15 protein-coding genes are annotated in these 12,648 nt (G+C 59.2%); 10 read left to right on the forward strand and 5 right to left on the reverse strand.

Annotated features, from left to right (window positions below; translation table 11 throughout):
- The first annotated feature begins 25 nt into the window (after positions 1-25).
- The 7 genes from AC0V6N_RS13430 (at position 26) to AC0V6N_RS13460 (ending at position 5,562) form a co-directional block, all read left to right on the forward strand.
- Positions 26-1,297, forward strand: coding sequence for a sensor histidine kinase (locus AC0V6N_RS13430; RefSeq protein WP_486172049.1), 1,272 nt, complete (start codon positions 26-28; stop codon positions 1,295-1,297).
- Positions 1,294-2,091 (forward strand): LytR/AlgR family response regulator transcription factor, encoded by a 798-nt coding sequence (locus AC0V6N_RS13435; RefSeq protein WP_486172050.1) that lies wholly within the window; start codon positions 1,294-1,296, stop codon positions 2,089-2,091. The genes AC0V6N_RS13430 and AC0V6N_RS13435 overlap by 4 nt, the downstream gene beginning before the upstream one ends.
- 115 nt (positions 2,092-2,206) lie before the next feature.
- The gene (gene nadC / locus AC0V6N_RS13440; RefSeq protein ID WP_486172051.1) at positions 2,207-3,073 is read left to right on the forward strand and encodes a carboxylating nicotinate-nucleotide diphosphorylase; all 867 of its coding nucleotides are present in this window, start codon (positions 2,207-2,209) and stop codon (positions 3,071-3,073) included.
- Positions 3,070-3,510, forward strand: coding sequence for a hypothetical protein (locus AC0V6N_RS13445; protein ID WP_486172052.1), 441 nt, complete (start codon positions 3,070-3,072; stop codon positions 3,508-3,510). The genes nadC and AC0V6N_RS13445 overlap by 4 nt, the downstream gene beginning before the upstream one ends.
- On the forward strand, positions 3,507-4,208 hold the full coding sequence (locus AC0V6N_RS13450) for a ribonuclease T2 family protein (RefSeq protein ID WP_486172053.1): 702 nt from the start codon (positions 3,507-3,509) through the stop codon (positions 4,206-4,208). The genes AC0V6N_RS13445 and AC0V6N_RS13450 overlap by 4 nt, the downstream gene beginning before the upstream one ends.
- Positions 4,209-4,223: 15 nt before the next feature.
- Positions 4,224-4,736 carry a histidine phosphatase family protein gene (locus AC0V6N_RS13455; RefSeq protein WP_486172054.1) on the forward strand — a complete coding sequence of 171 codons (513 nt, stop codon included), beginning with the start codon at positions 4,224-4,226 and terminating at the stop codon, positions 4,734-4,736.
- A 76-nt stretch (positions 4,737-4,812) separates the two neighbouring features.
- The gene (locus tag AC0V6N_RS13460) at positions 4,813-5,562 is read left to right on the forward strand and encodes a SpoIIAA family protein (RefSeq protein WP_486172055.1); all 750 of its coding nucleotides are present in this window, start codon (positions 4,813-4,815) and stop codon (positions 5,560-5,562) included.
- 10 nt (positions 5,563-5,572) lie between these two features.
- On the opposite strand, the gene AC0V6N_RS13465 is transcribed toward AC0V6N_RS13460, so the two are convergent.
- The gene (locus AC0V6N_RS13465; RefSeq protein WP_486172056.1) at positions 5,573-6,028 is read right to left on the reverse strand and encodes a nucleoside deaminase; all 456 of its coding nucleotides are present in this window, start codon (positions 6,026-6,028) and stop codon (positions 5,573-5,575) included.
- Positions 6,029-6,178: 150 nt separating this feature from the next.
- On the opposite strand from AC0V6N_RS13465, the gene rpmB reads away from it, so the two are divergent.
- Positions 6,179-6,469 (forward strand): 50S ribosomal protein L28, encoded by a 291-nt coding sequence (gene rpmB / locus AC0V6N_RS13470; protein ID WP_486172057.1) that lies wholly within the window; start codon positions 6,179-6,181, stop codon positions 6,467-6,469.
- Between the two features lie 69 nt (positions 6,470-6,538).
- Here rpmB and AC0V6N_RS13475 read toward each other — a convergent pair whose 3' ends face one another.
- The 4 genes from AC0V6N_RS13475 to xseA are packed head-to-tail and all read right to left on the reverse strand — an operon-like array spanning position 6,539 to position 10,229.
- Positions 6,539-7,564, reverse strand: a complete 1,026-nt coding sequence (locus AC0V6N_RS13475) for an esterase-like activity of phytase family protein (protein WP_486172058.1) — start codon at positions 7,562-7,564, stop codon at positions 6,539-6,541.
- Between the two features lie 9 nt (positions 7,565-7,573).
- Positions 7,574-8,506, reverse strand: coding sequence for a M23 family metallopeptidase (locus AC0V6N_RS13480; protein WP_486172495.1), 933 nt, complete (start codon positions 8,504-8,506; stop codon positions 7,574-7,576).
- A gap of 11 nt (positions 8,507-8,517) precedes the next feature.
- Positions 8,518-8,721 carry a DUF2093 domain-containing protein gene (locus AC0V6N_RS13485; protein ID WP_486172059.1) on the reverse strand — a complete coding sequence of 68 codons (204 nt, stop codon included), beginning with the start codon at positions 8,719-8,721 and terminating at the stop codon, positions 8,518-8,520.
- A 23-nt stretch (positions 8,722-8,744) separates the two neighbouring features.
- Entirely contained in the window at positions 8,745-10,229 is a 1,485-nt protein-coding gene (gene xseA, locus AC0V6N_RS13490) for an exodeoxyribonuclease VII large subunit (protein ID WP_486172060.1), read from the reverse strand.
- Here xseA and purD point away from each other — a divergent pair.
- Positions 10,228-11,496 (forward strand): phosphoribosylamine--glycine ligase, encoded by a 1,269-nt coding sequence (gene purD / locus AC0V6N_RS13495; RefSeq protein ID WP_486172061.1) that lies wholly within the window; start codon positions 10,228-10,230, stop codon positions 11,494-11,496. The genes xseA and purD overlap by 2 nt on opposite strands.
- Before the next feature lie 494 nt (positions 11,497-11,990).
- Positions 11,991-12,335 (forward strand): c-type cytochrome, encoded by a 345-nt coding sequence (locus AC0V6N_RS13500; RefSeq protein ID WP_486172062.1) that lies wholly within the window; start codon positions 11,991-11,993, stop codon positions 12,333-12,335.
- The last annotated feature ends 313 nt before the right edge of the window (positions 12,336-12,648 follow it).

Here is a 12,648-nt window from a genome sequence, read left to right on the forward strand (position 1 = left end):
GAAAATTGCGCTACATAAGCGGAGTATGGCGATGATGCACATCCAGCCAGCGCCGTTTTTTGCGAGCAAAAACCGCGCGTTCTGGAACCTCCAGTTCGCGGGCTGGGGTGGCTATTTCCTGCTGCGCGCAGTGAATGCCTTTGCCAACGGCCTGCCCTATAACCAGCTGGTCTTGATCCTGGTCACAACGATTTCGGGCTTTTCGCTCAGTCTTGTTCTTTCCGTTGCCTATCGCCAGTTAATCGATCGCAAACCCATCGTCACATGGGGCGGCACAGCGATCATTCTCGCTTCGGCGGTTTTCGTCCATGCCAGTATCGATGCCTGGGTTCAGGGACTGTATCTGGCAGGCGTGCGCGAGACGAGCTTTGCGCAGCGCTTCATCGGGCTTTCGGTTATTCCGCTCACCCTTCTGGGTGCATGGAGCGCGCTTTATTACGCGATCAATTTCTTCCTAACGGTTGAGAAACAGGCGGACCGATTGGAAAGGTTGGAGGCGCAGGCAACATCTGCGCAACTCGCCATGCTGCGCTATCAGCTCAACCCGCATTTCCTGTTCAACACGCTCAACTCGATCAGCACGCTGGTGCTGCTCAAACAGACCGACCCCGCCAATGCGATGCTGACGCGCTTGTCAAAGTTCCTGCGCCATACGCTCATCACGGAGCCGGGCAGTCAGGTCACGCTTGCCCAGGAAATTGAGACCTTGCAGCTCTATCTCGACATTGAACGCATGCGGTTTGAAGAGCGTTTGCGCACTCAGTTTGAAGTCGAGGACGCCGCAATGGACGCGCAGCTACCCTCCATGCTGCTCCAACCACTGGTTGAGAACGCGGTGAAATACGCGGTCAGCCCGCAAGAGGAAGGCGCGCGCATCGCGCTCACCGCACGCGTGATCGGCCAACGCCTCAGGATTACGGTCGAAGACACTGGGCCGGGCGCAGATGGGCCGGTTCAGCTCTCGATGATCGAACAGCCGGTTTCGACGGGCGTGGGCCTTGCCAATATCCGCAATCGTTTGATGCAAGGCTATGGCGAGGATCACCTGTTCGAAACAAGCTCCCAGCCCGGTGGCGGCTTCACCGTCCTTATTGAAATTCCTTTTGAGCGCGATGCTGAATTGATCGCTGCTGAAGAACTTGCGCCCGAGCAGAACTCTGCAACGGCTCAAAAATCTCTCTCCAACCCCCCGCTCACAGAGCCAGAGGCACCTACCCCCGCAGGTGCCCAAGAAGACGAAACGCATGGCAATGTGATAAACCTCAACCCCCAACGTGCTATCGGAAATTCTTCATGACCATCCGCACTATCCTCGTCGATGATGAGAAACTCGCCATTCAAGGCCTGCAATTGCGCCTTCAACCCTTTGACGATGTCGAGATCATCGACACATGCTCAAACGGGCGCGAGGCGATCCGCAAGATCAAAACACAAAAACCCGACCTCGTCTTTCTCGACATCCAGATGCCCGGATTTGACGGGTTTTCTGTTGTGAAAGGCGTAATGGAAATCGAACCGCCTTTGTTCGTTTTTGTCACCGCATACGAAGAACACGCGATCCGCGCGTTTGAGACCAATGCGGTCAATTACCTGATGAAGCCGGTCGACGAAGACAAGCTGGCCGACACAATCGAACGCGTGCGCCAGCGTCTGTCTGAGAAGAAGAGCGCAGAGGATGCCGAACACCTACTCGACGTGTTGGCGGAAGTCGCGCCTGATCGCGCCGCGCAATTTGGCACAGATGAAGGCGAAAGCGCTGAGCGCTTTGAAAAGCTCATTAACGTCAAAGACCGCGGGCAAATCTTCCGCGTTGAGGTCGAAAGCATCGAGCATATCGAAGCCGCTGGCGACTATATGTGCATCTATACCGGCGACAATTCGCTGATCCTGCGCGAAACGATGAAGGATCTGGAACGCCGCCTGGACCCACGCAAATTCCAACGCGTCCACCGCAGCACAATCGTGAACCTCGACCAAGTCCGTCAGGTTAAGCCGCACACCAATGGTGAGTGCTTCTTGGTTCTCGATTCGGGTGCAGAGGTGAAGGTAAGCCGGTCTTACAGGGATGTGGTTGCGCGTTTCGTGCATTGATGGCGTGGGAGAGCGCATCCGCGCTCTCCTCCTCGCTAGACGCGCAGCAAAGCTGCGCCCGCTGCGGACGCCCGGTCGGGCTTGCGGACCTTGAGGGTCCGTTTATGGGTGTCTCATGACTCTTACCCTGCCCGGCTTCGACCTCGACGCATTCATCCGCAGCACCCTTGACGAAGACCTCGGTGTAGGGCTTCCCGGCGGCGGCAAGGACGTCACCTCGGAGAGCGTGATCCCCGCTGATGCGCGCTTTGCGGGTGTCATGGACAGCCGTGATGCGATTGTGGTGGCGGGTTTGCCTCTGGCTGAGGCGTTTTTCCGGCATCTCGACCCTGATTGCGTTATTGAAAGCCTAGTCAGCGATGGCGATGCGGTAGAGCCCGGTGCGGACCTCATGCGGCTCGAGGGGAACGCGCGGGCGCTCCTCACTGCAGAACGCAGCGCATTGAATATCGTCCAGCACCTTTCCGGCATCGCCACCATGGCGCGCACCTATGTCGAGGCGATGCGTAATGGCTCAGACACTTGCACACTTCTCGACACCCGCAAGACCCTCCCCGGCCTACGCGTGCTCGAAAAGTACGCCACTCGCCAAGGCGGCGCGCAGAACCACCGCATGGGCCTGTATGACGCTGCCATGATCAAGGACAACCACGTCGCGGTCGCAGGCAGTGTGGGCGAGGCCGTGCGCCGCGCGAGGGATGCAGGCGTCGAACCGATCATTTGCGAAGTCGACCGCTTGGACCAGATCGAACCCGCTATCGAAGCGGGCGCACACCACCTGCTACTCGACAACATGTCCCCTGAAGTGCTGCGCGAGGCCGTGACCATGGTCGCTGGCCGCACCAAGACGGAAGCGAGCGGGGGCATCAACCTCGATACCATCGCCGCCAAAGCCGCAAGCGGGGTCGACTACTGCTCCGTGGGACGCCTCACCCAAAGCGCGCCCGCGGCAGATGTTGGGCTGGATTTTAGACCGCTGTGATCGAACACATTCGATTGCGGCCATGGCCAATCCACTGCTTTGCTGCGATCTTTCTTGGCGTTGGTCTTTGGGCACTGATTGGCGGTCTCAACGATATTGACGGTTGGCTGCTTCAGTATCGCGAAATCCTGCCGCAACTCCCTTGGGATCGTGACTGGGTCATCGTCGCACTTTCAGCCCGCTTTTCGATCGTGTGCATCCCGGTAATCGCGATCTGGGGGTTTCGCAGCGTCATCGCGCGAGTTCTGGTCTGCGCATTCACGCTCATCCCGCTTATGGGCATAATCAGACAGCTTGACGAAGGATTGGATGCATTGACCTGGGATGCGATGATTGGAGGCGGGCTTCTGGTTGCTGGATGCGTGATGCTATACGCTCCATCGGCCAGGGCATGGTTCGTACCGCAACAGCCGGATGAGGAGGCCGTATTCGGATGAGGATCTTTTCGCTCCTTGCTTTTGCCGTCATGGCTCTGTCCTCCATTGCCCACGCCCAAGCGTATCAATGCCGGGCGCCGCAGGTCTCATCTGTCCCGCGCATTTCACCCGATCAGAACCGCCGCGTTGTGCCAGTCACAGGCTACACAATGGCGCTCAGCTGGTCGCCGGGCTTTTGCCGAACGCGTGAAGGGGACAGTCGACACGCAACCCAATGCTCTGGGCGAAATGGCCGCTTTGGGCTGATCGTGCACGGTCTGTGGCCCCAAGGTGCGCGCACTTGGCCACAATGGTGCCCAGCAAACGAACCGCTCACTCCGGCAGAGCTGCGCCGCAATCTGTGCATGATGCCCTCCGAACGTCTGGTAGCACGCCAATGGGCCAAACATGGCAGCTGCATGACGCGCCGTCCGGAAACCTATTTCGCTGTCACACGCGTCCTTTGGAATTCCTATCGCATCCCCGATTATGACCGGATCAGCCGCGAAGATAACCTTACCGCTGGCCGCATCCGACAGGCATTTGCCGAGGCCAATCCGGGCTGGAGCGAGGCTCAAATCGGCGTGAAGCTAAACCGCGATGGATGGCTGCAAGAATTGCGGCTGTGCTATGGCCCAAGGTTCCGGCCAACGCGCTGCGACGACCGGCGCTACGGCGCGCGCGATCAGGTTCGCGCGAAGATTTGGCGCGGATTATAAAGACGGGGACAAGCTATGACGAAATTGCGGGCAATGGTACTGCTTTTGGCGCTCTCGCTGGGAGCGTGCATGGCGTCAGCTCCATCGAGCAGTGTCAATGCGGGTGCTTCAAACACAGATGGAGACACGGTCTTCATCATCAGGCATCTGCAAAAAGCGACAGGCGATGATCCCGTGCTCACGAGCGAGGGTGCTGCGAACGCTCAACGCCTTGCCGCCATGCTCGCCGACAAGAATATCACCGCAATCTACGCCACCCGCACGCGCCGCGCGATGGAAACCGGTGCCCCGCTTGCAAGCCAGATCGGCGTCGAAATCACGCCATACGATCCGCGCAATCCCGCTGCTCTGGTCGCTGAGGTCGCTGCGGGCGAAGGATCGGTGCTGGTGGTCGGCCACAGCAACACGGTCGGCGACTTGGTGACGCGTTTCGGCGGGAACACTGCGCCGGAGTTGACTGAGCAGGATTACGGGACTGTTTTCATCGTCGATCAGGCAGGCAATGTGAGTGAGCTTGAGGTGGAATGAGGCACCGGTAGGTTTTGCGCCCATGGATTGATCTGGGTCAATGACTAAGCCCTAACCCAAACGGTAGGCACATCGCATGATCGACATTGAACAAATCGCCCCTCATGCACATCGCATCGTAGCGATTGCAGAATTTCGGCAAGCAGACGTAAAGTCGCTAATCGAGTTCGTCAAAAAGCGGATCGACGATGGCGACGGCGGCAACCTCTTAATCGACGTGACGTCCCTTTCAGACTTTTCGATGTCGGCGGTGGTCGAGGAACTGGCTCATATGGGCATGTTCTTGAAGTATCTTTACAGCCTCGACCGGATTGCAATCATCTCGGATGAGGATTGGATCAGGACAGCTGCGAGGTTCGAAAGCGCCCTGCTGCCCGGCATTGTCTATCAGGTCTATGCAGAAGATGAAGGCGATGCCGCCCGCGCATGGATTCTTGAAAAAAGCGACCAGCCGCATGAGGGCGCGTTTAGCGAAATCGAGGTTCATACACCCGGCGTTGTGGCTTTTGAGCTCTCTGGCCGCCTCAGCGCGCAGGAGGCCGAAGACGGGGTCGACCTCGTCCGGTACCGGCTTGAACAACCGGGCTGTTCACGCATGATGATGGTCATAAAAAACTGGCACGGCTTTGACATAGACGCGATGTTCAATGAGCATGTGATGTCAGCAAAGCTAAAACTGATCGGGAAGCTGGACCGATATGCCATCTTGGGTGGGCCGGGCTGGATCAGAGGGATGAGCGGGGTGATAGACAAGCTGTTGAAGCCCGAGATCCGCACATTCGAACTGCACGAATTCGATGCAGCACTGGCATGGCTTAGCGAATAGAAGTGCTGGCCTAACGCCGCTCCTTAAAAAAGCCTCGCAGCAGGTCCGCCGCCTCTGTCTCGCCCATGCCGGAATAGACCTCTGGCCGGTGCAAACATTGGTCTTGTTCGAACACCCGCGCGCCGTGCTCCACCGCGCCGCCTTTGGGGTCGCTGGCGGCGTAATAGAGCCGATCAATCCGCGCATGACTTATCGCACCTGCGCACATCGGGCATGGCTCCAACGTCACGTAAAGGTCGCAGCCCGTCAGCCGGTCTTGCCCGAGCATCTGCGCCGCCGCGCGCAAGGCCCTTACCTCTGCGTGGCCCGTCGGATCGGGCGGAGAGCGCGTTGCATTTGCGGCAACCGCGACCACTTCTTCGCCGCGCATCACGGCCGCGCCCACGGGCACCTCACCTGCCTCAGCGGCTTCGCGAGCGGCTTCCAATGCGAGCATCATGGGTTTAGGGATCGGCCAAGCGGTCATTATGTGCGTAGCGCTAGTCCGCGAATGGCGACGAATCAATTGACGATTCGCAAGTGGCCCGCTATGCGGCGCGCTTTCCGGGATAACCGTGCAATCGGTCCGCAAGTTTTGCGGCAAACTCCCAGCACTGTAAACAAGACGAGAGATATCATGTCGCGCATCTGCGAACTTACCGGCAAAGGCCGTCAGGTCGGCAACAATGTCAGCCACGCCAAGAACCGTACCAAGCGCGTTTTTCTGCCTAACCTGCAGAACGTTACGCTGCTGAGCGAAAAGCTCGAGCGCAGCTTCAAATTCCGCGTTTCGACCCACGGTCTGCGCTCTGTTGAGCATAATGGCGGCCTCGACAATTGGTTGCTCAAGACCAAAGACGACAAGCTTTCGTCACGCGCTCTTAAAGTGAAGCGTGAGCTGAAAAAAGCAGCTGCACCTGCTGCTTAAGTCTTTGGGGTTCGCCCCATAGATATTCAAAAGGGCGTGAGGGTTATGCCCCGCGCCCTTTTTGCGTGCTTAATCGGCCGATTCAGGCTCTGCTGGCTCGGGCTCCTTGGCGGGCTTAGGTGGCCATGCCAGCCGCACAATTAGACTGCGCTGAAACACTGAGAAGTTGTCGTCTGAGACAAGGTAGATGTCGCCGCTTTCACCGCCCTCGCGAGGCACATAGGCGATGCCTTCAAAGTTCTCGCCATAAACGCCACCCTGAAACTCGGCGACGATATCGCCGCTCCACACGCCGTCTTCCTCGATTGTTGCAGGGTCGGCATGCATGATCGCGGCGTCGAACTTGGCTGGCAGGCTCATTTCAACCCGGCGCAGCAGAATTAGAGCACTACCATTGGGCAAAGCGGTCGCGTCGACGGGCGAGAATTTGGGCGGGGTGTCGATCACGAATTCGATCGGCTCCACATTCTCAACAGGATCGCTGGGATAGATCAGGCCAGGGCGATTGGGCCATTCGTCACCGACCGGCGCCTCTGCAAGGATCAGAAATCGGCCATCGAGTAGCCGCTCAAATGTCTCGGCGCCGGAATTGGCGCTCCATTCGCGCATCTGGTTGGGGCGGCGGCGGGTCCAACGGGTCTCTGCCCCCGGCGTATCACGTTGCAATGTGTTGAGGCTTTCATAGCCCGTCCACAAAGTGCCGCTTTCTGGATCGCGGGTCATCGATTCCAGATCAATCAGCGGGAAAAGGCCGGGCGGCGGGTCCGCGTAATTGGTGAACTGCGCCCCATCAGCGCTTGGCTCGTGCTCCTTTAGCGGCAAGGTAAGCAACCAGCCGCGATCTGTGCCGACATAAAGCCCGTCATCGCCTGCATCCACCAAGGCAGAGAACCCGCCGAACAGCGGATGAGGCGCAGTCATCTGCCACGCGCCCAGAACCGTGAATTCGCCGGTGATGCCGCTATAGTCGCCTAGTTCGGTGATCGTGATCGGAGCCTGTGTACCCTCCGTTACCACTGGTGTGCGCACAAAGGTGCCCGGCGCAAGGCCAAGCGCAATCGCCGCCACCACTGCCAATCGTGATCTGGAACGCAACTGAGCGACCTAATTCATCGGTCCGACAAACAGCAGCGGGTCAAGCCGTGCATTGTTCCATTTCAGGCCCCAGTGAAGGTGCGGTCCGCTAGAGCGCCCGGTAGAACCGACATTGCCGATATGCTGCCCCTGGCGCACTGCCTGCCCCTCCTCCACGACAATGCGAGAGGAATGTAGGAACGCGCTGTTAAGCCCGCCGCCATGGTCGATAATGATCAGCCCGCCTTCAAGGCTGAAACCTGTCCGCGCCAGCACCACCACTCCATCAGCAGGCGCAACATAAGGCACGCCATTGCCCGGAGCGATGTCGATGCCGGAATGATAGCTGCCGGCCTCTCCGCCGCGATAGATGCGCTGGCGACCGAACAGTCCCGAAATGCGGCCCTTAACCGGCCAGATAAAATCCTGCTTCCACCCTTCAGCCCCTGTGACCTGACGGCGCGCTTCGTTGATCGCGTTGTATTCGGGCTCACGCCGCGCCCACCATGCCTCTGACGATCCGCTGGGACGTTTGGCGACATTGACGCGCTGGATGTTCCATTCGCGCGGAGAGATAGTGAGCGTTTCGCGCACGCTCTGTCCGGTGCGCAAATTCGCCGTCAGTGCGAGCTGAGCGGGGCTGTCCCGGTCGAAAGCCGCGAAGAAGGACCCGTCTTCAGCGATATCGAGCGCCTGATCACCCAAATTCACACTCACGACGCCATCAGGCGCTAGGCCGCGAATATAGCCGCCTTGCGTCATCTCACCCGAATAGGAAAAGCGGGTATTCTGATAGGAGGCTGGTTCTGGCGCTGAGGTTGGAGCCGTTTCATCGACCGCAACCACTTCCGGTGCCTCTTCGACCACCTCAGGCGCCGCTTCTGCAACTGCCGAACCGCTGCCCATGCAGCTCGCGAGAGCGCCGATGCTAAACAGTGCGGGAAGTGCCAGCGGCCAGCCCATAACCCGCACGCTCAAGCTTCACCGAGCAGGCGACGCGTCGCAATCTCGCAAGTGGCATAGGCCTCTTGATGGACCGCGCTCCAATAACGCAATTCCTCAAGCGGGATTACATCGCCGGACACCGCGCAAATGACATGCTGGCCGGGGCGCAGAACGCGGAAGGTAGAGGCTCCGTAATAGAGCTTGGCGGCTTTATCGCTGGTCGACATCAACATGAGGCTGCCCTTAACATGGTTCCTTATCCGAACAAATCATCTTGGCGAGGATTAGGTTTCGATTTTGGAGCGGATTTGCGGTTTGACTTAGCAGGAGGCGCCTGAACAGGAGGTGGCGCATCGCCAACGCCAACACCCAGCTCACCATCCTTGAATTCCAGAGTTAGCGTGGTCTCGGTCTTGGCCTCAGACTTCGAGGTCAGCACATTGCTATTCCCGCCTCGCACAATCGCATAGCCGCGTTCGAGCGGCTTCTTGGGGTGCAATTGACTGGCAAGGCGAGCGAGCGAAGCGAGCTTTTCGCGTGAATTGGCGAGAGGACGCTGGACAAGTTCTGGGGCGAGCCGCACCCCTGCCAACTCCTTTCGGCCATCCGATAGAGCCCGAGTGAGCAATCTCGGACTAAGGCGCGCAGCCTTGCCTGCCAATTCCTCACGGCCCTTGCCCGCACGGTCGCGAAGGCCTCGGCGCAAGCGCTCTGCCAGATCATCGAGCTTTTGTGCTTGGGGTTGGAGCAAGTTCTCCACCTTAGGCATTCGCCGCACCCGCGCTTCCAGCCGCTCGCGGCCCAGCTCAACCGGGCGATGCACTGCACGGCGCTGGCGAGCGGCAAAATCGGCGAGCGTTGCCTGCAAATCCGTGCGCACCGGAACCACCATCTCGGCAGCAGCAGTCGGGGTGGGCGCGCGGCGGTCTGCGGCGTAGTCTGCGAGGGTTGTATCGGTCTCGTGGCCTACAGCAGAAATAACCGGAATGGTACATTCGGCAATCGCGCGCACCACCGCCTCTTCATTGAAGCTCCACAGATCTTCAATCGAGCCGCCCCCGCGTGCAACGATCACCACATCGGGCCGCGCAACCGATCCACCGGGCCCCATCGAGGAGAAACCCCGGATCGCCCCCGCCACTTGCTCAGCAGCGCCCTGTCCCTGAACCAGCACTGGCCATACGACGACATGGCTGGGAAAGCGATCTGCGAGCCTGTGCAGGATATCGCGAATAACCGATCCGGTTGGTGATGTCACAACACCGATGGTCTTGGGCAAATAGGGTAAACGCCGCTTTCGCTCGCGCGCAAACATTCCCTCAGCCTCCAGCCGAGCCCGCGTTTTCTCAAGCAGAGCAAGCAAAGCGCCCTCACCCGCCAGCTCCAGGCTCTCAATCACCACCTGATATTTGGAGCGCCCGGCATAGGTAGTCAGCTTTCCGGTAGCGATCACCTCCAAACCGTCCTCTGGATTGAATGCCAGCCGATTGGTGCTCCCTCGCCACATCACCCCGTCGAGCACCGCTTTGTCGTCTTTGAGCGCGCAATAGAGATGCCCCGATGCCGCCCGCTTCACCCCAGACAATTCACCCCGCAAGCGCACATGGCCAAACTGATCCTCAACCGTGCGCTTCAAAGCCTGCGAAATCTCGGTGATCGAAAGCGGTTGCGCGTTGTCGCCCGACGACACGCGCGCTAACAGCCCGTCTGGATTTGATGAGGAAGAAGGAGCGCGCGCCATGAATGTCCTGCTGCTGGGATCGGGAGGGCGCGAACATGCGCTAGCGTGGAAATTGGCGCAATCCCCTTCGCTGACGAAACTCTACGCCGCCCCCGGAAATCCCGGCATCGCTGAGGAGGCCGAGCTGGTGACGCTTGATGCCAGCGATCACGCCGCCGTGGTGTCATTCTGTGAAGCCAACACCATAGGCATCGTTGTGATCGGCCCCGAGGCGCCATTAGTGGACGGCCTCGCCGATAGTCTGCGCGCCGCCGAGATCCCCACGTTCGGCCCTTCCAAAGCAGCCGCCCAGCTCGAAGGGTCAAAGGGCTTTACCAAGGATCTTTGCGCCAGGGCGAATATCCCCACCGGAGGCTATGTCCGCACGACCTCGCTTGATGAGGCTTTAAAATCGTTGGACGGGTTCACCGCACCCTATGTGCTCAAGGCCGATGGTTTGGCGGCAGGCAAAGGCGTGGTGATTGCGGCCGACCGCTCCGAAGCCGAAGCGGCGCTAGCTGACATGTTTGGCGGGCAATTCGGCGAAGCGGGCGCAGAGGTCGTGATCGAAGAGTTCCTCGCAGGCGAAGAGGCAAGCTTCTTCGCGCTGACCGACGGCACCCACGTCATCCCCTTTGGCACAGCGCAAGACCACAAACAGGTTGGCGAAGGCGATGTTGGCCCCAACACTGGCGGCATGGGAGCCTATTCTCCAGCCCCGGTGCTGACGCCAGAATTGCAAACGCGCGTGATGGCCGAGATTATCCAGCCCACCGTGGACACGATGCGCGCCGAGGGCATGCCCTATTCTGGCGTGCTCTATGCTGGTCTGATGCTGACCAAAAGCGGCCCGCAGCTGATCGAATACAATTGCCGCTTCGGCGATCCGGAATGCCAAGTGCTGATGATGCGATTGCAAGGCGATCTGACAGCAATCATGCTCGCCTGCGCCAAAGGCGAATTGACCTCGGCAGAGGCGAGCTTTGCGAACGAAACCGCGCTCACCGTGGTCATGGCTGCAAACGGCTATCCCGGCACGCCAGAAAAAGGCGGCGCGATTGATTTGGGCGAAGCAGAAAGCGCAGGCGCTAAGGTCTTCCACGCGGGCACCAAGCTGGTGAACGGCGCTCTGGTGGCCAATGGAGGCCGCGTGCTGAACGTCACGGCAAGCGGCGGCAATGTAACCGAGGCGCAAAAGACGGCTTACGAAGCGCTGGATAAAGTGGACTTTGCGAGCGGATTTTGCAGGCGCGATATCGGCTGGAAAGAGATCGCGCGGGAGGGGTGAATGTCTTTTCACAAACCGCTGACACTCGAAACTTGACGCGAGAATTGGATTCTGATTCTAAGAGTGAGGTGGCGACTGCCGCTGTAAGTGCACCTGGAAGTTTACTTACAAGGCTTGGGCTTCGAACGGCGATGCGGTTTAACCGTCACCGTCTTCGGCCCAGGCTTTTTGGTTGGACGAACCCTACGGGTCACCTTCTTACAAGCCATCACGACCTCCTATCTCTGTGTGAGGTGAAAGCCTCACGCTCTGAAGCGCATCATTGCACCCCCTGCCATTGGGTACGTTGATCACTCAGATCAGAAAAAGGCGGCAGCCGCCGCGACTATGAATCCAGAGATCGGTGCGATTCGCGACCCTGCGCGAATGCTTTGTCCACAGACAAACGTCTGAAAGGACGTGGGTTTAACGCCCCCCACACATGCCTTCACCTAACTGGTCTTAGTTGATCCAGATCAATGCGCGGACACATCACCCCATGCTCTAACATGGGCATGACACACAGCCCCACCATTCTCGCCACCGCGCTCGCGGCCCTTGGACTTTCTGCCTGCGCGACCACTCCGCAGGCCAGCCCTCAGCCACCTGCCTTTGTCGAGGCGGCTTGTGGAGGGTGCCATGCGGTGGAGCCTCCGTACGAATCGCCCAATCCGCACGCTCCCACATTTGAAGCGGTCGCCAATCGGCCCGGCGTGACCAAATCGACGATCCGCGCATGGCTCGTCAACGCGCATAATTATCCCGAAGTGATGGATTTTGATCTGGAGCGCGAGCATGTGGACGAGGTCGCGGACTATATGATCACGCTGCGGCGTGCGGATTATGTGCCGATGCCGTAAGTGCGATCTTCGGTTTTCCTACAGCGCCGCTTTTGGCTACAGATTGCGCGGCTCTTTCACATCGTCAGCACCACGCATTTTTAGCATGCGCATTGGCCGGAATACCCGGTCAAACCAGCCTTCGCACGCCAAGCAAAGTTTTTAGCCCTAGGACCGTGTAACATGCGGTCCATGTCTCAACTAAGTGCTTGATAACGCGCCTTGCCTTGCGCAGCCGCAGCCGCGGCTGCGTCCTCGCTAGACGTCCTTCGCTTCGCTCCGGACACGCTGCGGGCGGGCAGTCGTCCTTGCGACGCCCAACGGCGCCGGGTTC

This window comes from Erythrobacter sp. S57(2025), from assembly GCF_057365055.1.

What these genes read in the sequence shown, in the direction of transcription:
- AC0V6N_RS13430 (WP_486172049.1), top strand. Translation starts at nt 26, where the DNA reads ATGGCGATGATGCACATCCAGCCAGCGCCGTTTTTTGCGAGCAAAAAC.
- AC0V6N_RS13435 (WP_486172050.1), top strand. Translation starts at nt 1,294, where the DNA reads ATGACCATCCGCACTATCCTCGTCGATGATGAGAAACTCGCCATTCAA.
- nadC (WP_486172051.1), top strand. Translation starts at nt 2,207, where the DNA reads ATGACTCTTACCCTGCCCGGCTTCGACCTCGACGCATTCATCCGCAGC.
- AC0V6N_RS13450 (WP_486172053.1), top strand. Translation starts at nt 3,507, where the DNA reads ATGAGGATCTTTTCGCTCCTTGCTTTTGCCGTCATGGCTCTGTCCTCC.
- AC0V6N_RS13455 (WP_486172054.1), top strand. Translation starts at nt 4,224, where the DNA reads ATGACGAAATTGCGGGCAATGGTACTGCTTTTGGCGCTCTCGCTGGGA.
- AC0V6N_RS13460 (WP_486172055.1), top strand. Translation starts at nt 4,813, where the DNA reads ATGATCGACATTGAACAAATCGCCCCTCATGCACATCGCATCGTAGCG.
- AC0V6N_RS13465 (WP_486172056.1), bottom strand. Translation starts at nt 6,028, where the DNA reads ATGACCGCTTGGCCGATCCCTAAACCCATGATGCTCGCATTGGAAGCC.
- rpmB (WP_486172057.1), top strand. Translation starts at nt 6,179, where the DNA reads ATGTCGCGCATCTGCGAACTTACCGGCAAAGGCCGTCAGGTCGGCAAC.
- AC0V6N_RS13480 (WP_486172495.1), bottom strand. Translation starts at nt 8,506, where the DNA reads ATGGGCTGGCCGCTGGCACTTCCCGCACTGTTTAGCATCGGCGCTCTC.
- AC0V6N_RS13485 (WP_486172059.1), bottom strand. Translation starts at nt 8,721, where the DNA reads ATGTTGATGTCGACCAGCGATAAAGCCGCCAAGCTCTATTACGGAGCC.
- purD (WP_486172061.1), top strand. Translation starts at nt 10,228, where the DNA reads ATGAATGTCCTGCTGCTGGGATCGGGAGGGCGCGAACATGCGCTAGCG.
- xseA (WP_486172060.1), bottom strand. Translation starts at nt 10,229, where the DNA reads ATGGCGCGCGCTCCTTCTTCCTCATCAAATCCAGACGGGCTGTTAGCG.
- AC0V6N_RS13500 (WP_486172062.1), top strand. Translation starts at nt 11,991, where the DNA reads ATGACACACAGCCCCACCATTCTCGCCACCGCGCTCGCGGCCCTTGGA.